Genomic DNA, 18,162 nt, shown 5'->3' on the forward strand with positions numbered 1-18,162 from the left:
CATGACTCCGCGTTCCGTTCGAGACGGCGGCGCCCCCGCCGGCGCGCCCTGGGTCCGTACCCGGCTGCGCACCGCTCCCGGTACGGCCTGGACGCTGGGGCTGCTCGTACTGCTGACGTCGTTCCTCGCGGCCGCCTTCCCGCGCGCCGTCGAGCAGCACGCGAACGAGGGGCTGCGCCACGACATCGCCGCCGCGGACCCCCGGCACAGTGTGCTGGAGCTGAACAATCCGCAGCCCGAGCTGCAACTCCCCCCGGAAGAGCGCGAGGCGGCCGTGCGCGAGGCGGCGCTGGTGACCGTCCATCACAAGGTGCGGTCCGCGCTGCCCGCCGCGGTGCTGCCCCGCACCGCCGATTCCGCGTACGGCTTCCGCACCGGCAAGCCGATCGCCGCGCAGGACCGCTGGCTGCCGCGGCCGGACCACGTCGACCCCCAGCTGAGCTACTCCACCCTGTCGGACCTCCCGGTCCACGCCACCCTGCGTGCCGGGACCTGGCCCACCGTCCACGGCGAGGTCTCCGAGAACACGCCCGAGGTGGAGGGCGCGGTCACCGAGGAGACGGCGAAGGCCCTGCGGGCGAAGCCCGGCGCGGCCGTCACCGTACCGACCCAGGACGGGAAGCGGCTGATCGTCCGGATCACCGGCATCGTCGCCCCGAAGCACCCCCGGGCCGCCTACTGGTCGGCCCAGCCGCTGCTCCGGACCCCGGCCCTGCTGGCCGAACCGGGGCTGTACCCCCCGCGTTTCCACTGGACCGCGGCCGTCCTGCTGCCGCCGGACGCCGCACCCTCGCTGCTCGCCACGACGGGCGAGCCGGAGATGTTCTGGCGGTTCGCACCGGACGCCTCCGCCCTCACCGCCTCCGACGTCGCGGGGCTGCGCTCGTCGATCGCCTCGCTGGAGGGTGGTCCCGGTCTGGTCAGGATGCGCGCGGTGGCCGGCGGCAACGCCACGTTCACGACCGATCTGGACAAGATCCTCACCGGGTTCGGCACCCTGCGTACGGCGATCGGCCCGGTCGTCACGGTCGCCGCCGTGGGCATCGGGGCCGTCGCCGGCGTCGTGCTGCTGATGACCGCCGGGCTGATCGGCGGGCGGCGCCGCGCCGAACTGGCTCTGCTGCGGGCGCGCGGCGGATCGCTGCGCGGCATCGGCGGCCGGCTGTTCGCCGAGACGGTAGTGATCGCGGTGCCCGCGGCGGCACTGGGTCTGCTGACCGCCGTGGCGGTCTTCGACCGGGCCCGGCTGTGGCCCTCCGTCGTCGGGCCGGCCGCCGTCGCCACGCTGGTCTGCGTCGCCCTGCCGCTGGGTTCGGTGCTGCCGCACCGCAGGCCGCGACTGCCCGGAGCCCGCGACGACCTGATGGACGCCCGCCCGTCACGACGGCGCACAGTCGCCGAACTCACCCTGCTGGTGCTGGCCGTCGGCGCGGTCGTCGGCCTGCGCCGACGCGGCACGGGTGGCGACGGCGGCAGCGACCTGCTGGTCAGCGCCGCCCCCGTACTCGTCGGGCTGATCGCCGCCCTGGTCCTGGTACGACTCCTTCCGCTGCCGCTGCGTCTGGCCTCGCGTGCCGTCGCCCGGCGGCGCGGTGCGGTCGGCTTCCTGTCGCTGGCCCGTGCCGGGCGGGGATCGGCGGGCGGCGCGCTGCCGCTGCTCGCACTGCTGCTCGCGCTGACCACGGCGGCGTTCGGCGGCTCGGTGCTCGCGGGCGTCGCGGACGCGCGGGACCGGGCGGCCCTGCACACGGTCGGCGCGGATGCCCGGATCAGCGGCCTGCTCGACGCCGTGCCGCTGCCGGACCGGCTGATCCGGGAGGTCCGGGGGGCGGACGGCGTACGGGAGGTGGCGGAGGTGCAGGTCGTGTCCGGCGTGCCGCTGCCCGCCGACCCGGACGGGAACAACCGCATGAAGAACGCCGCCGTACTGGGCGTCGACCCGACGGCATACGCCCGGCTGACCCGCGCGACGGGCCTCGGCCCGTTCCCCGCCGACCGGTTGCGGGCGGCCGGGCACGCGGCGGCGAAGGGGACCGCCCCGTCGAAGGACACGGTACTGCCCGTGATCGCGTCGCCGTCCGTCGCCGCGGAGCTCGGCGACCGGCCGCGCGAGCTGTCCACGCCGGCCGGGGACCTCACGGTGCGGGTGGCCGGCGTCGTCCCGCGCACCGCCGCCGTCCCCGACAGCGACTTCCTGATCGTCGACGCCGCATCGCTCACCCGCCGGCAGACCACCACCCTGCTGGTCACCGGCGGCTCCCCGGACGCGAAGGCCCTGCGGGCGGCGGCGCGGCACGCAGGCGAGGGCTTCTCCGTACGGCTGCGCTCCGAGGAACGCGAGACGTTCGTCGACACCCCCGTGCAGCGGGGTGCCTGGGGGATCTACGCGGCGGCGGTCGTGGCGGGCGCGGGCTACGCCCTGCTCGCCGTCCTGCTGTCGCTGCTGCGGACCGCGCCGGAACGCACGGCTCTGCTGGCCCGGCTGCGGACCATGGGCCTCACCTCCCGGCAGGGCAGACGGCTGCTCGGCCTCGAATCGCTGCCGCAGGCGCTGCTGGCGGCCTTCGGCGGGGTGCTCGTCGGCTGGGCGACGATCGTGCTGCTGGCACCGGGCGTCGACCTGGTGGGCCTCGCGCTCTCCGCCGGGCCCGGCCCCACCGCACTCGACACCGCTCCGCTGCGGGCCGACCCGTGGTCGCTGACGCTCCCGGCGCTCGGTGTGGTCGTCCTCACCGCCGCGGTGGCCGCCGTCCAGGCCCGGTGGGCCGGCCGCCGCGGACCGATCACCGAACTCAGGTCAGGAGACCCCCGATGACGTCGCCGTCGGCCGACACCACACTCGCCGAGCTCGAACAGCGGGCCACCGCGCGCCGCGACCGGCCCTCCTACGGGCACGACGCGCTGATCGCCTGCGACCGACTGGTCCGCATCTTTTCCGCGGACGGGGTGGAGGTGCAGGCCCTCCAGGGCCTCGATCTACTGGTCGTCGAGGGCGAGTTGATGGCCCTGGTCGGCGCGTCGGGCAGCGGCAAGTCGACCCTGATGAACATCCTGGCGGGCCTTGATGTGCCGACGGCCGGTTCGGCGAAGGTAGCGGGCTGCGATCTGCTGTCGATGGGGTCGAAGGAACGGCTCCGCTACCGGCGGGACGTCGTCGGGTTCGTCTGGCAGCAGACCGCCCGCAATCTGCTCCCGTACCTCACCGCCATCCAGAACGTCACCCTGCCGATGCAACTGCGTGGCCGGGGCCGGGTCCGGGGTGCCGAACGGGCCGCCCGTGCCGAATCACTGCTGCGGATACTGGAGGTCGAGGACTGCCGCGACCGGCGCCCGCAGCAGCTCTCCGGCGGTCAGCAGCAGCGGGTGGCGATAGCGGTCGCGCTCGCCAACAACCCGTCGGTGCTGCTCGCCGACGAACCGACCGGCGAACTCGACTCCGCCACCGGCCAGCAGGTGTTCGCCGCGTTCCGCCGCGCCAACGAGGAGCTCGGCACCACGATCGTGATCGTCACGCACGACCAGGCGGTGGCGAGCGAGGTCCGCCGCACGGTCGCCATCCGCGACGGCCGTACGTCCTCCGAGGTACTGCGCCGCACCCAGGTCGACGCGGCGACGGGCCTGGAGTCACAGGTGGCCCGCGAGTACGCAATGCTCGACCGCGCGGGCCGGCTGCAACTGCCCGCCGACTACACACAGGCGCTCGGAATGGAGCACCGCGTGATGCTGGAGCTGGAGCAGGACCACATCGGGGTCTGGCCGGACGACCAGCCGCACCCGTAACGGGTGTTGGTGGTGCTGGCCCCAGGCCGCTTCGGCCGGGTGGCCCGATGTTCCCGCGCCGCGTACGCCCCTAGCGTCGTGCGGGAGTCATCCACCTGATCCGAGGAGCACGATGCGCGTCGCCCCACTTGTCACCGCCGGCCTGGGCCTGACCTGCTTACTCGCGGGCAGTGTGCCCGCGTCGGCCGCCCCCGCCGCCCCCGCCGCCCCAGCTCACCAGCGGCTCGTCTGGGGCCCCTGCTCGTCGCAGCAGCAGGAGCTGAACAAGGCGGGCGCGCAGTGCGCGAAGGTGGCCGTTCCCCTCGACTACTCCGATCCCGGCGGCCCGACGATCCGGATCGCAGTCTCCCGTATCAAGGCCGATACGAAGCACGGCAAGCGGCGGGGCATCCTGCTGTCCGATCCGGGCGGTCCGGGCGGCACCGGACTCGCCAACACCCTTTACCTGCGCCCCGCGTTGAGGGATGTGGCGGACCGCTACGACCTGATCGGCTTCGATCCGCGTTTTCTCGGCGAGTCCACCCCCATCACCTGTGACCCCGCCGCCCCGACGCCCCCGCCCGGCCCGACCACGACCCGCCGCAAGGACTTCGAACAGTCGGTACGGTCCGCCCGCGACACCGCACACCGCTGCCGGGAGCACGGGGACAATGCACGGCTCCTCCCGCACGCCACGTCCAGGAACGTCGCCCGCGACATGGATGCGATCCGCGCGGCGCTGGGCGAGCGCAGGCTGTCGTACTACGGCGTCTCGTACGGTGCCGATCTGGGCGCCGTCTACACCCAGATGTTCCCCCGCCGCGCCGACCGCATCGTCATCGACTCCTCGACCGACCCGACGGCCACCCAGTACGAACTCTTCCAGCGGGCGGGCAAGCCGCTCGAAGAGGCACTGGACGCCTGGGCCGGATGGACCGCACGGCACGACAGCACCTACCGGCTCGGCAAGACGCCCGCCCAAGTACGGTCGAATGTCCAGCAGTTGCTCGACGGGGCCGAGCAGCGCCCGGTCACCGTCTCCGGCATCCGGCTCGACGCGCCGTTGCTGCGGCTGGTGCTGAGGCAGCTCATCCAGCACGAGGAGTACGACCCGGCACTCGCCGGTACGGTGCGCGACCTGACCGACGCAGCCGCGGGCAGGCCGGTCGAGCCCGGCCCGGAGCTCGCCGCCATGCTTGAGCTGCTCGCATCGCCGGAGCTGGCGGACAGCATGCTGGGCGGGGCCCTCTTCATGTGCGGCGACAACGGCTGGCCGGCCGGTGGCTGGCCGAAGGACCCGGAGACGTACTGGAAGAACATGGAGCGCAGCCGCGCCACCCAGCCCGTCTTCGGCCCGATCGTCAACGGCATGATGGCCCCGTGCGCGTTCTGGACGAGCACATCCCGTGAGCCCGCCACAGTGATCGGCAACGACGTACCCGTACTGATGCTCCAGGCCCGGCGCGACAACAACGTCCCCTACGAAGGGGCATTGGCTCTGCACCACCGGCTGACCGGATCACGGCTGGTGACTGCGGACATCCGCTCGCACGGAGTGTACGGGCGCGGACTCGACGGCCTCACCCCCGTCCCCTGCGCCGACAGAGCCGTCAACGACTATCTGCGCGACGGCACGCTGCCCGGCGCCGACCTGACCTGCCCCACCGGGGAGGACCGGTGATCAGCAGACGTACGGGCCTGGCGGCCATGGCAGCGGCCCTGCTCACCGGAGCGTCCGGACCCGCGGCGACGGCCGCCGCACCCCACCGCGCCCCCGGGCTCCGCAGCCGTCTCCAGAGCGATGTGGACGCGATCCGGGCCACCGGCGCCACCGGCGTACTGGCCGAGGTGCAGAGCGCCCACGGCCGGACGACGGCCCGCGCCGGATCCGCCGACCTGAGGGCCCCGCACCACCCGGTCCCCTGGGACGCCTACTACCGGATCGGCAGCGACACCAAGACCTTCACGGCCACGCTCGCCCTCCAACTGGCCGGCGAGGGGCGGCTCGCGCTCACGGACACCGTCGAGCGCTGGCTGCCCGGCGCCGTGCGGGGCAACGGCAACGACGGCCGCAGGATCACGGTCGCCAATCTGCTGCGCCAGACCAGCGGGCTGAACGACTATCTCGCCGTCTCACCGGACTCGGCCGATGCGTTCACCCCGGACGGCTACCGCCGATCGCGGTTTCGCACCACGGCCCCCGAGGACCAGCTGAAGGCGGCCCTGAGCCGGCCGCCCCTGTGGGTGCCGAACGCCGGACACCCCGCCCGGGAACGGCACTGGGGCTACTCCAACACCAACTACGTGGTGGCGGGCCTGATCATCGAGCAGGTGACCGGCAACTCCTGGGCGCAGGAGATCCACGACCGGATCATCGAACCCCTGGGCCTGCGCCACACGTTCACGCCGGGAACCTCGCCGTACGTCCCCCACCCCACGGCCACCTCGTACACCTGGTTCCCCGGCTGCGCCCGGCCGACCGACACGACACTGGCGTCCGGCGGCGGGGCGGACGGCTGCGTCATCAGCACCACCCATGACCACGGTGTCTTCCTGCGTGCCCTGATGAGCGGCCGGCTGCTGCGCCCGGCCCAGCTGGCCGCGATGAAGGAGACCGTCGTGGCCGAGGACTGGAGTGCGGCGCCGGGGGTCCGTTACGGACTGGGCATCGCCTGGCGCCCGGTGGCCGGGAGCCGCGGCGGGATCTGGTTCCACGGCGGAACCCATCTGGGGATCGTCTCCGAGAGCGGGGTGACGCCGGACGGTGCGCGGGCCGCGACCAGCGCCACGTTCACCCTGCGGATGGGCGACCCGGCACAGGACGCCCAGGACATGGCCGCGCTCCGGCTGGTGGACAGGGCCCTGACCGGTTAGGTCCTGCCAGTCCGTCCGGATGGGCCCGTCGGCCTGTCCGGACGGGTCCTGTCGTCGGGCCCGTCGCTCAGCCCGCGCCCACCGTCACTGCGAGCGTGCCGAGCCCGCTGCCCGGGCCGCGCAGGGCGACCGAGCCGAACGGGGTGCGCAGCCGCAGCCAGGACCCGGCCGCGAGCAGGGCGACCGGGAAGTCCGGCGCCGGGCGGAGGAAACCGAGGGACTGGGCGGCGTGCACGGCCCGCAGCGGAAGTTCGGTGCCGGCGACCGTGCGCGACCAGATCTCGCGGCCGATCAGGTCCCGCTCCGCCCGGGTGCGGCGGTCCTCGGGCAGGGCCTCGTCGCGGGAGCGGAACTCCGCCACCGCGGAGGTGACCGCTGTGCGCAGGGAGACCGGGTCGGGCAGGCCCGGCAGTTCGTGCCAGCCGCCACGGGGCGGGAGGACACCCGTCCACGGTGGCCCGGTGACGGGTGCGGGCAGGGCGCCCGAACCGGCTGCTGTGCCCTCGACGTCGAGACATTCGAGGAGTTCACCGGCGGACACAGTGATGTCGAAGTCGTGCGATCCGGCCAGCCGCGCCGCCCGGATCGCCAGGACCTCGAACGACGGCGGCCTGCCGAACACGGCCAGCGCACTGCCGCCGGCCTGCATCCGCACCGCGGCTGCCCGGTCGTAGTGGAGCAGCCGGCCGAGGAAGGCCGCGAGATCCGCGGCCTCCCTCGTGTCGGCGAACTCCAGCGACCGTACGGGCACCGTCATGCTGCGGCAGGCTCCTCGGCCAGGTACTGCTGGAGAAAGAGCTTCTCCTCGGCGGAGATCCGCCGGGGCCGCTCCTCGGCCAGGTTGTACGGCACGACGACGGTGGAGGCCCGTACGTAGACCTGGTCCGGGTCCTTGATCTCGTACGCGATCGTCAGCGATGCGGCGCCGATCTTCGTGACCCACGACTCGACGGTCACCGGCTCGTGCCGGTGGACCAGCGGCCGTACGTAGTCGATCTCGTGCCGGGCCACGACGGACCCGCCCGAGAAGGACGGCGAGCCGTCCCCCGGCGCCAGCCGGAACATGAAGTCGATGCGCGCCTCCTCCAGATAGCGGAGGAAGACCACGTTGTTCACGTGGCCGAAGGCATCCATGTCCGACCAGCGCAGCGGGCAGCTGTAGATGTGACGTGCCAAGTCGATCAGCCTCGCGTGAGCTTCTTGTACGTGGCGCGGTGCGGGCGGGCCGCGTCCGCGCCGAGACGCTCGACCTTGTTCTTCTCGTACGACTCGAAGTTGCCCTCGAACCAGTACCACCGGGAGTCGCCCTCGTACGCCAGGATGTGCGTGGCGACGCGGTCCAGGAACCAGCGGTCGTGGGAGATGACCACAGCGGCGCCCGGGAACTCCAGCAGGGCGTTCTCCAGCGAGGACAGGGTCTCGACGTCGAGGTCGTTGGTGGGCTCGTCGAGGAGCAGCAGGTTGCCGCCCTCCTTGAGCGTCAGCGCCAGGTTCAGGCGGTTGCGCTCACCACCGGAGAGAACACCGGCCGGCTTCTGCTGGTCCGGTCCCTTGAAGCCGAACGCGGAGACATAGGCCCGCGAAGGCATCTCGACCTGGCCGACGTTGATGTAGTCCAGCTCGTCCGAGACGACGGCCCAGAGGGTCTTCTTCGGGTCGATGTTGGCGCGGGACTGGTCGACGTAGGAAATCTTGACCGTGTCACCGACCTTGATGGAGCCGGTGTCCGGGGTCTCCAGGCCCTGGATCATCTTGAACAGCGTGGTCTTGCCCGCGCCGTTCGGACCGATGACGCCGACGATGCCGTTGCGCGGCAGCGTGAACGACAGGTCGTCGATGAGGACCTTGTCACCGAAGGCCTTCGAGAGGTTCTCGACCTCGACGACGATGGAACCGAGCCGCGGGCCCGGCGGAATCTGGATCTCCTCGAAGTCCAGCTTCCGCATCTTGTCCGCCTCGGCCGCCATCTCCTCGTAACGAGCGAGACGTGCCTTGGACTTGGTCTGCCGGCCCTTGGCGTTGGAGCGGACCCACTCCAGCTCTTCCTTGAGCCGCTTGGCGCGCTTCTCGTCCTTACGGCCCTCGACCTTGAGGCGGGTGGCCTTCTTGTCGAGGTACGTGGAGTAGTTGCCCTCGTACGGCAGGGCGCGACCGCGGTCGAGCTCGAGGATCCACTCGGCGACGTTGTTCAGGAAGTAGCGGTCGTGGGTGACTGCGACCACGGCGCCCGCGTACTTCGAGAGGTGCTGCTCCAGCCAGTTCACCGACTCGGCGTCGAGGTGGTTGGTGGGCTCGTCGAGGAGCAGCAGGTCGGGGGCCTCGATCAGCAGCTTGCAGAGCGCGACGCGGCGCTTCTCACCACCGGAGAGGTTGACGACCGGCCAGTCGCCGGGCGGGCAGCCCAGGGCGTCCATGGCCTGCTCCAGCTGGGCATCCAGGTCCCACGCGTTGGCGTGGTCCAGGTCCTCCTGGAGCTTGCCCATCTCGTCCATGAGCGCGTCGGAGTAGTCGGTCGCCATGAGCTCGGCGACCTCGTTGAAGCGCTTGAGCTTGCCCATGATCTCGGCGGCGCCGTCCTGGACGTTCTCCAGGACCGTCTTCGCCTCGTCGAGGTGCGGCTCCTGCATGAGGATGCCGACGCTGAAACCGGGCGACAGGAACGCGTCACCGTTGGACGGCTGCTCCAGGCCCGCCATGATCTTCAGCACCGTGGACTTACCGGCGCCGTTGGGGCCCACGACACCGATCTTCGCGCCGGGCAGGAAGTTCAGGGTGACGTCATCGAGAATCACCTTGTCGCCGTGCGCTTTGCGCGTCTTGCGCATGGTGTAGATGTACTCAGCCAAGAGAAACCGTCCGGCTATCGATGTGTGGGCAGATACACCCCATCTTGCCTGACGTCCATCCCGGGACGGAAACCAGTCCGCTCCCCGGTACACCCCGTCCCGCCTCCCGGCACGCACCGCCCCCGCCTTCCGGCATGCGACGGCCCCGGTACGCGTGTGCGTACCGGGGCCGCCATCAGGCAGGCGTGACAGATTGCCTGCTGTTCGTCACTCCGTGATTACTGGGCGGAGGACTGCGTCTTGCGCTTGCGGAGGAGGAAGACCGCGCCGCCGCCGACGACGACGAGGGCGATCGCGACGCCCCCGATGATCGGAGTGGCGCTGGAGCCACCGGTCTCGGCGAGGTCGCCCGAGCCACCGGTCGAGCCGCCACCGGTCGTGGCCGGGGCGGGCTTGTCACCGCCGGTCTGGGTGCCGGTGCCGGTGCCGCCGGTGCCGCTGCCGCTGGTCTTGCAGTCCAGGACGCCCTTGAACGTCTTCGAGAAGCCACCGGGTCCGGTGATCGTGAAGTCGTACGCCTGGTCCTCGGCGACCGGGACGGTCACCGTCTCGGACTTGCCCGCCTCGATGGTGTGCTTCGCCCCGGCCAGCTCGAAGGTGAACGCCTCGTCGCCCTTGTTGCTCGCGGTGACGTCCACGCCGCCCTTGGCACAGTTCTTCTTCGCCGAGACCGCCGGGATCGCACCCTGCTTGGCCCAGGTCGCGGTGGCGGCCGCGGAGACCGTGGACTCGCTGGAGCCGGCCAGGATCATGGTCTGGCTCTTGGTCACCCCGGCGAAGGCCCGGCCGACCGGCACCGACGTGGTGGCCTGGACGGTCAGCGAGGCGGAACCGTCGGCGGTGCCCGCCGGTACGTCGAAGTAGAGCTCAGCGCCGTTGGCCGCCGCGGTCACGGGCTTGCCGCTCTTGTCGGTGACCTTGACACCGCTGGCGGCGTCGGCGGGCGGGGTCACGGAGACCTGACCCGCATTGGTACGGACGGTGACCGGCCCGAGCCGCTCACCGGACTTGCCGGAGACCGCGGCCGGGTCCAGGGCGAGGGACGCCTTGGGCTCGGCCTGGTCGACGGCGTTGTGCTCCAGCCAGTCGGCGAGCTTCTCGGCCTGGCCGTCGGTTGCGTCGACATCGACGTTGTCCGAGTAGCGCCAGATGGCGACCTGGGTGCCCGCCGCCGCGGTCTTCTCGGTGAGCGGCCCGGTGCCGGCCTGCTTGGCGAGCTCCGCGAGGTCGTCGACCTGCGGGTAGGAGTGCTCCAGGATCCAGCGGATCTTGCCCGCGTTCTTGTTGCTGCCGAGCGAGGTCTGGTTCCAGGGAGTCTCCAGATACTTCGCCTGGTCCTGGGTGGGGTTGTGGATGTCGATGCAGTACGTCTTGAGCTTGCCACCGCCGTCGACGGTCATCTCGAAGAGCCCGGCGGGCAGCTCCTGATTCCGGCCGTCCGCGTGGAGCACGGCACGGTCGTAGGTCTTCAACCCGTCCAGGACCGCGGCCGCGCCACCTTGATGCTGCGGCGCCTCATCGGCGACCGCACTGCCCGCGCCGACGAGGGCGCCTGCCATGACCAGACCGGATGCCACCACCGAAGCAGCCAGCCGGGCTATGCCCCGCCGCCGTGGAGAATTGGCCGCCTCCGTGGACGACGAAACGGTCGCTGAATAAGCAGAAAACACAGAATTCCCCTCCGGGCGAGACCCTCCGCGCCTGATGCGCGTGTGGGGATTGTCCCGCCAGTCGACTCAAGTGCCCCGTGAGTACTGGGGAATCCTAAGGACGAAGCGATGAACAGTCCCCCGTCATACCGTCGTACAACCATTCCGAATCAGAATCGTTATCGCCGGTATCGCGTGCACGGCTCCGCACCCCTCGGTCCGCCCCCATCCGCGAAGGTCCGGTCACGGCACCGACGCAAGCTCCTGGCCACCTTTCTGACGCCCAGTCGGCCGCTTGGCACGCTGCCGCCCGGCCCGTTCACCCAGTTCGCTCTGTTCACCCTTTTCTTCCCGCTCATCCCTCTCCCGTTCGCTCGGCTCGATCCGCTCGGCTCGTGACACGTCGCGCGAACCACCCGACCCGACCGACCAATCCGGTTCGTCCGGGCGTTCCGGCGCACTGCCCGGATCACCCACCCTGCCCACGCTCCCCCCACGCGTCACCAGCCCCGGATCACCCCTCATCACCCGCCGGAACGCAGCCGTCCCCCGGGTCAGGTCGTGCCCCACCGCCACCGCCTCGACGTCCACGAACGTCCTGCGCCGACCCTCCCGTTCCTCCTCGCGCACCTTCAACCTGCCGTGCACGACGAGTGGTTCTCCGACAGAGACGGAACCGGACAGATTCGCTGCCAGAGTCCGCCAGGCACACACGGTGTAGAAGCTGGTGTGCCCGTCCGTCCAGAGCTGTTTCTCGCGGTCCCAGCGGCGCGGCGTCACCGCGAACCGGAATCGCGCCATTGCGCCGGCCGCGGTCTCCCGGAACTCCACGCCCGTCGCCGCGTTTCCCACCAGTGTCACCAAGGCGTCATTCATGACTCCGCCTCCCCTTCGGCCTTCGGCTCCAGCGACCGCATCCGCGCGGCCACTGATCCCAGGTTGAAGGGAAGGCGGAAATCCTGCTGATGCCTGTGGACTACCGAACAGTTGTGGAAAACTCCGTCACCGTCACATACCGTTCCCGCACCTCGCGGTACCGCACGAGTTCCGCCGCCACCGGATCGAGCACCCGTGCCCGCCCACAGGCCGCCGCCACCTCGCGCAACTGCCGCTCGGCCTCCTGCCCGTACCGTCGGGCGGGCCCCCGTGCCGCGGCCGCACACGACCACTCCACGAGCGGACCGCCGATGATCCCGGCCAGCATCACCAGGGCGGGCGTGAGGAATCCCGGTTCGAGCACGCCGACGATCTGACCCACCAGCCAGAGACCGCCGAAGATCTGCAGCAACGTCATCGATGCCTGTGCCAGCACGGCGGCGGGCCACCACCTGGGCCGCGGCGGCTTCCCGCCCACGCGACCGCTGTGCGCCACACCGGAGGCCCCGGCCACCCCGGTCGCCACGACCGTCGAACCGCCCGGACCGACCGAACCCTGCGCACCGCCTGCCGCGCCACCCGGGAAACAGCTCACCCCCCGCCCCCGCCCGTCCGCACCGCCGGCCCTTTCCGCCAGCTCGTCGAGCGCCTCCGGCAGCCCTTCCGCACCGTTCACCGCGGCCTCGCGGACTGCCTGTGCCCAGGGGCCGGGCAGCCCGTCGGCGGCCTCGTCCGCCACCGTCCGCACGGCCTGCTCGACGCGTTGCCGGGCAGTGAGCTGCTCCTCGGGGGGCGCGGGCAGCGCCGGGCACTCCAGACTTCCCGGCCGCCGGGTGGACTCGTACCAGCGCCACAGCCGCAGCCACGGAGTGCCGCACGCCCGGCCGGCGTTCCTTCGCCACTCGCGCTCGGCCGCCTGGCCCGCCGCGGCCGCTCCGACGGCCTCCGCGAGCCGGTCGGCGAACTCCTCGCGGGCCCCTTCGCCGAGACCGGGCCGCCCCTCGGCGACGTACACCGGACGGAGCCTGGCCGCGGCGACGTCCACATCCGCGGACAGCCGGCGCGCCGCTGCCGTGCGCTCCTGGACGAACCGGCCGAGCACCTCGCGCAGTTCGCCCACGCCTTCGCCGGTGAGTGCGGACAGGGACATGACGGTGGCGCCCGGTTCGCCGTGTTCGCCGAGCGCCATGCCGTCCTCGTCGAGCAGCCGGCGCAGATCGTCGAGGACCTGGTCGGCGGCGTCGCCGGGCAGCCGGTCGATCTGGTTGAGGACGACGAACGTGATCTCGGCGTGCCCGGCGAGCGGCCGCAGGTAGCGCTCGTGCAGGGCCGCGTCCGCGTACTTCTCCGGGTCGACGACCCAGATCACCGCATCGACCAGCGCAAGCACCCGGTCGACCTGATCACGGTGCCCGGTCGCCGCGGAGTCGTGGTCGGGCAGGTCGACGAGGACGAGCCCCTGGAGTGCCTCGTCGGCGTCCGTACCGCTCTGTTGCGGCCTGCGCCTGAGCCGTCCCGGAATGGCGAGCCGGTCCAGCAGCCCGGCGGCCCCGTCGGTCCAGGAGCAGGCGATGGGGGCGGAGGTGGTCGGCCTGCGCAGACCGGTGTCGGAGATCTGGGCGCCCACGAGGGAGTTGAACAGGGTCGATTTGCCGCTGCCGGTCGCTCCGGCGATGGCGACGACGGTGTGCCTGGAGGAGAGCCGCTGGCGGGCTGCCGCTTCGTCGAGCACGCGTCCCGCCTCGGCGAGGGTGGCCCGGTCGAGCCTGGCCCTGGACAGCCCGACGAGTTCACGCAGCGCGTCGAGCCGCGGCCGGAGCGGACCGCTCGACGGTACGTACGCCTCGACCTGGGGCAGCCGTACTTCGTCGTTCGGGGCGTTTCCGGTCTCGGTTTCTGTCCCCTTGCCTGCCGCGCGCCGGGCGATGAGCCCGTCGTTCCAGTCTGCGCCCGCCTCCGGCACGGCTGTGCGCAGGTCGTCGGGTGTCCGGCGCCGGCTCCGGTGGTTCCGGTTCCGGTCCTCGAGAGAAGTGGGACTCTCGCCCCGGCCGGGCCCCTCGTCAATGACGGCAGTCATCGCTGCCACCTCTCCTTCTGCAGTACGGACAGCGCGGCAATCAGTTCGGCCTGCGGCTCCGGGGCCACATCGAGTGCGTCGAGCGGCGCGAGCCGCCGGTCGCGCTCGCCGTCCAGCACCCGGTCGAGGCAGTTGGTGAGCAGTGCGCCGCCCTTGTCGCGCAGCCGCAGCGCACCCTGGGCCCCGATCCGTTCGGCGAGTTGTTCCCCGGCGCCGCGGGTACGGCGACCGCCGAGCAGTGCGGCGGCCAGGAGCGCCACGACTGTCTCGACGTCGGGTGCGGCGTTGCGTTCGAGCCGGCGCACCTCTTCCTCGGCCAGTTCCTCCAGCACCCGCCACCACCGCCGTACGGCCATGGCGATCCGGCCCCGGATGTCCTCGGCGGGCCCCCATCCCCCGGCCTCCCGGCCGACATCCTCGAAGCCGAACACCCCGGCCGCGGGCTCGCGCTGCCAGGTCGTGCGGATCTGTTCGTCGGCTGCGGCCACCGCGCACTGCAGAAGTGCGGCAAGACTCTCCACCAGCGCTTCGAGGAGTTCCTCGGAGCTGCTGTACATCGGGTATCCACGCCACCGGGTCCGGGCGTCCCCGGCGAGCACGCCGCCGTTGCGCAGCCGCCGCCGGACCCGAGCGCCTTCCGTGCGGTACGCGTCCTCGACCACACCGGTCAGCCGCACCGCCGCCGAATACTGTGCCGCGACGGCCCCGGCCAGCGCGGGCATCCGTACGTCCAGCGAGTCGATGACCCCGGCCGCCGTGCGCCCGACCGCCTGCTGACGGGCCGCCGGGTCCTGGGCGCGGTGGCTGAGCCAGGCCCGCAACGGGGCGACCGCGGTGGTGGGCAGCAGCCCGCTGCCGCCGCCGGCCGATTCGGGCAGCTCGGGAATGGTGAAGCGCGGCACCTCACCGAGGCCCGCCTTGGTGAGCAGCGCCCCGTACTGCCGGGACACCTCGGCGATCACCTGGTGCGGTACCCGGTCGAGGACAGTGACGAGCGAGGCGTCGTACTCCTTGGCGGTGCGCAGCAGGTGCCACGGCACGGCGTCCGCGTACCGGGAGGCCGTGGTCACCATCACCCACACATCCGCGGCGCAGATCAGCTCGGCGGCCAAGACCCGGTTCCGTACCACGAGCGAGTCGATATCGGGCGCGTCGAGCAGCGCGAGCCCGCGCGGCAGCCCGGTGGCGGTCTCGACGCGCAGCGCTGTCCCGTCCTCCTCGCTCCCGTCGAGGTCGTCGCACCGACCAGGGTCCCCGTTCTCCTCCGGGGGCAGCCAGACCCTGGTGAGCTGCGGCAGTACGCGGACCCCCGCGAACCAGTGGTGGTCATCCGGATGGCAGACGAGCACGGGCGTCCGCGTGGTCGGGCGCAGCACCCCGGCCTCACTGACCAGCCGCCCCACCAGCGAATTGACGAGCGTCGACTTCCCCGCCCCGGTGGACCCGCCGATGACCGCGAGAAGGGGCGCTTCAGGATCTCTGAGCCGGGGAAGCAGATAGTCGTCGAGCTGGGCGAGCAGCTCGCTACGGGTCTGGCGGGCCCGCGCGGCCCCCGGCAGCGGCAGTGGAAGACGCACGGCAGCGACACGGTCGCGCAGGGCGGAAAGTGCGTCGATGAGCTGAGGCCGTACGTCCAAGGTCACCACATGCGAAGAATGCCCAATTTTGGCGCCTTTTTGAAGCGTATAGCCACCTCTGCGCGCCGGTTCTCCTACTGGGACAGAGTCGGGACAGAGGGGACGAGTGGGGCGCAGGCATAACGAGTGCACAACACCCGGGGCGCGAGGCGTCAAAAGCGATGCGGGAATCCCACCCACCTGCGATTATCGGTTCGCTTCACCGAACCTCCACATCGTGCCACGCAGGTGAAGCAACCGGGTCGAGGCGATCGGAGCCCTATCCTTGTCCCGGCAGGTCATCGACCGGCCCGGCCCCAGGGCTCCAGGCCGCCGAGGCCACCACCCGGCCCCCGTAGCTCAGTGGATAGAGCAGGCGCCTTCTAAGCGCTTGGCCGCAGGTTCGAGTCCTGCCGGGGGCACACAGCCCGTACGACATCAGGCCCTCCCTCGGGAGGGCCTTTTTTGCAGGTCACAGCACCGTAGCGAGGGCGGCGTAGCGAACGCGTAAGCGCCGGACCGGTCCCAGGTCGCGGTGGGGAGGGTCCGGCGCTGTCCGGCTGGCACCGGGTTTCTGCGGGTGGCTCTGTCGAATACGTGTCGAAGTTTTCCCGGTGGGCTCAGGGTCGAGGTGTCCCGCCACCGGGCCGGAGTGCGCACGGTGGAGGACTGTTCTAGCGTCGAACGGAGAAGGGGCGGTCCTGCCGAGCCGGCGGGAGCGGGGGGCCCGGGACCACACTTGTACACCGGCCGCATCCACTGCTCGGCGCCTTGAATCCGCAAGTCCCCGACCAACCCTGGAGAGCAGGTGGCTCCCATGCGCACGTCGGCCCGTACAGCCGGAGTCCTCACCGGTCTGGCCCTCGCACTGGGCGGCGTTTTTGCCGCCCCCGCCGCCCACGCGGACATCCCAGCCTGCACGAACATGGTCCAGCAGACGGGCGTCGGAGTCTCGGACACCGTCAGAACGGCGTGCACCCAAGGTGTGCACGCCGACCTGCAAGGTTGTGTGAGTGCCCTGACCGGGGCCGGCGTGCCGGGCGGCGCCGCGAACGGTGCCTGCCGGATGGCAGCCAACCCGCCGTCGTGACCGCCTCCCTGCCGGCGTACGTCGCAGGGGAGGTGGATCTTCGTGGTCAATCAGCCGCAGGGCGGGCCGATCGCCTCACCAGGGCTGAGCCCCCTTTGAAGTTTCGCGCATGGCTCAGAGCTCGCCCGCCATGCCGGGGAGATCTCCCCCAGCCTCAATCCACTTCTGGTGATCCTTGAGCTGACCGGAAATGCAGCGGGCGTAGGTGGCGAGGAGGACGAAAACGCTGTTGCCCGCCCACTCAGCGACTCGTGCCGGCGGGACGCCCGCGTTTGGCCACGTCGTGAGGCGGGTGTGCCGAAGGTCGTACACGCGCTTGCCGAGCGGCGAGGCGAATTCCTCCGGGGGCAGGATCTCCAGGCGCGCCGAACGCCAGGCTCGCCGGAATACCGAGCCGGAGAGATGTCGCCGTTCTCCCCCGGGAAGAGGAGATCACCAGGCTTCAGCCCCTCCCTCTCGATGTGGTTGCGAAGAATGCGAGTCAGCGCAGGACGGCATGGCACGACCTGCGTGTCGTCCTTGGCCCTGCCCTTCAGTCCGCGCTCCTCGTGGACCTCTCCGGAGTCCGTCCACTGCTTGCCCACCTCAGGCTGTGCGGTGTGGAACACCAGCTCGCCCCACTGGTCCTCCTCGTTCTCCGCAGGCAGCCGTGCATCGAGAACTCTCATGGCCACGGCCTCCTCGGGACGCGGCCCGGTGTAGTAAAGCGTCGCAAAGAAGGCGTGCAATCGCCGGCCACCGCGGGGACGGTGCCAGATCCACCCCAGGAGGTTTGCCGCGTGGACAGGGTTGATCAGCGACCGTTTGTTAACCGCCGACGACGTCTTGGGGGTGGTACCTCGCCCTTTGGGCAGGGGGTTCGTTCGAGCGCAAGGTGCCGTGTTTCACGGCGTGTTCCATGGCAACGTTCAAGATCCTGCGATTGCGCTTGATCGAGGAGGCCGCCGCGGTCGGGCCATCGAGCCGCACGGTCGCTGTCACACGGCACGGGTCTCGTACGGCAAGGTCGCCGAGTTCCAGAAGCGCGGAGCCGTCCACTTTCACGCGGTCGTACGCCTCGACGCCCGGAAGGAGCCGACAGCTCGCCACCCTCCTGGGCCTCCGTACAGCTGCTCAGCGACTCCATCCGCGCCGCCGCCGCGCACTCGTACACGACCATCACCGTCCCGGCCGCCGCCGGCCAACCCGCCCGCCCGCTGCGCTGGGGCACCCAGCTCGACATCCGCCCCATCCGCGCGTTCGACGCCGGCACCGACATCACCGAACAGGCTGTCGCCTCCTACGTCGCCAACGTATGGAACGCGATCCCGTGCCGCTTCTGCCCGTTGAACTCGTTCTCCCACGCCGAGGCAACCAGGCCCGTCAGCGCAACCGG

General features: G+C 71.4%; 12 protein-coding genes, 1 tRNA gene and 1 pseudogene. 7 read left to right on the forward strand and 7 right to left on the reverse strand.

Features of this window, described 5'->3' with window-relative positions; translation table 11 throughout:
* The first annotated feature begins 1 nt into the window (after position 1).
* The 4 genes from ACFVYE_RS28710 to ACFVYE_RS28725 all read left to right on the forward strand — a co-directional run bounded on the left by ACFVYE_RS28710 (position 2) and on the right by ACFVYE_RS28725 (position 6,633).
* A complete protein-coding gene (locus ACFVYE_RS28710; RefSeq protein ID WP_389607649.1) occupies positions 2-2,815 on the forward strand; it encodes an FtsX-like permease family protein in 2,814 nt (937 codons plus the stop codon).
* Positions 2,812-3,780: an ABC transporter ATP-binding protein gene (locus ACFVYE_RS28715; RefSeq protein WP_389607650.1), complete on the forward strand. Its 969-nt coding sequence runs from the start codon at positions 2,812-2,814 to the stop codon at positions 3,778-3,780. Before ACFVYE_RS28710 ends, ACFVYE_RS28715 begins: the two co-directional genes overlap by 4 nt.
* 112 nt (positions 3,781-3,892) lie before the next feature.
* Positions 3,893-5,440, forward strand: a complete 1,548-nt coding sequence (locus ACFVYE_RS28720; protein ID WP_383963439.1) for an alpha/beta hydrolase — start codon at positions 3,893-3,895, stop codon at positions 5,438-5,440.
* Positions 5,437-6,633 carry a serine hydrolase domain-containing protein gene (locus ACFVYE_RS28725; RefSeq protein ID WP_383963436.1) on the forward strand — a complete coding sequence of 399 codons (1,197 nt, stop codon included), beginning with the start codon at positions 5,437-5,439 and terminating at the stop codon, positions 6,631-6,633. The genes ACFVYE_RS28720 and ACFVYE_RS28725 overlap by 4 nt, the downstream gene beginning before the upstream one ends.
* A gap of 67 nt (positions 6,634-6,700) precedes the next feature.
* Here ACFVYE_RS28725 and ACFVYE_RS28730 read toward each other — a convergent pair whose 3' ends face one another.
* The 7 genes from ACFVYE_RS28730 to ACFVYE_RS28760 form a co-directional block, all read right to left on the reverse strand.
* Positions 6,701-7,390, reverse strand: a complete 690-nt coding sequence (locus ACFVYE_RS28730) for a hypothetical protein (RefSeq protein WP_383963434.1) — start codon at positions 7,388-7,390, stop codon at positions 6,701-6,703.
* A complete protein-coding gene (locus tag ACFVYE_RS28735) occupies positions 7,387-7,809 on the reverse strand; it encodes an acyl-CoA thioesterase (protein ID WP_383963431.1) in 423 nt (140 codons plus the stop codon). Before ACFVYE_RS28735 ends, ACFVYE_RS28730 begins: the two co-directional genes overlap by 4 nt.
* Before the next feature lie 5 nt (positions 7,810-7,814).
* Positions 7,815-9,479, reverse strand: a complete 1,665-nt coding sequence (gene ettA / locus ACFVYE_RS28740) for an energy-dependent translational throttle protein EttA (protein WP_383963428.1) — start codon at positions 9,477-9,479, stop codon at positions 7,815-7,817.
* Positions 9,480-9,697: 218 nt separating this feature from the next.
* Positions 9,698-11,149: a Cys-Gln thioester bond-forming surface protein gene (locus tag ACFVYE_RS28745; RefSeq protein WP_383963425.1), complete on the reverse strand. Its 1,452-nt coding sequence runs from the start codon at positions 11,147-11,149 to the stop codon at positions 9,698-9,700.
* A 222-nt stretch (positions 11,150-11,371) separates the two neighbouring features.
* Positions 11,372-12,004: a single-stranded DNA-binding protein gene (locus tag ACFVYE_RS28750; protein WP_389607651.1), complete on the reverse strand. Its 633-nt coding sequence runs from the start codon at positions 12,002-12,004 to the stop codon at positions 11,372-11,374.
* Between the two features lie 100 nt (positions 12,005-12,104).
* Positions 12,105-14,081 (reverse strand): GTPase, encoded by a 1,977-nt coding sequence (locus tag ACFVYE_RS28755; RefSeq protein ID WP_389607652.1) that lies wholly within the window; start codon positions 14,079-14,081, stop codon positions 12,105-12,107.
* A complete protein-coding gene (locus tag ACFVYE_RS28760) occupies positions 14,078-15,718 on the reverse strand; it encodes an ATP-binding protein (protein ID WP_389607676.1) in 1,641 nt (546 codons plus the stop codon). The genes ACFVYE_RS28755 and ACFVYE_RS28760 overlap by 4 nt, the downstream gene beginning before the upstream one ends.
* 328 nt (positions 15,719-16,046) lie before the next feature.
* On the opposite strand from ACFVYE_RS28760, the gene ACFVYE_RS28765 reads away from it, so the two are divergent.
* The 3 genes and pseudogenes from ACFVYE_RS28765 to ACFVYE_RS28775 all read left to right on the forward strand — a co-directional run.
* Positions 16,047-16,119 (forward strand) — tRNA-Arg (locus ACFVYE_RS28765).
* A 395-nt stretch (positions 16,120-16,514) separates the two neighbouring features.
* Positions 16,515-16,787, forward strand: coding sequence for a hypothetical protein (locus tag ACFVYE_RS28770; protein WP_383963416.1), 273 nt, complete (start codon positions 16,515-16,517; stop codon positions 16,785-16,787).
* 984 nt (positions 16,788-17,771) lie between these two features.
* A pseudogene (locus tag ACFVYE_RS28775) lies at positions 17,772-18,076 on the forward strand (replication initiator); the annotation flags it as partial.
* Positions 18,077-18,162 lie beyond the last annotated feature (86 nt).

Source organism: Streptomyces sp. NPDC058239, assembly GCF_042882185.1.
Taxonomy (GTDB): domain Bacteria; phylum Actinomycetota; class Actinomycetes; order Streptomycetales; family Streptomycetaceae; genus Streptomyces.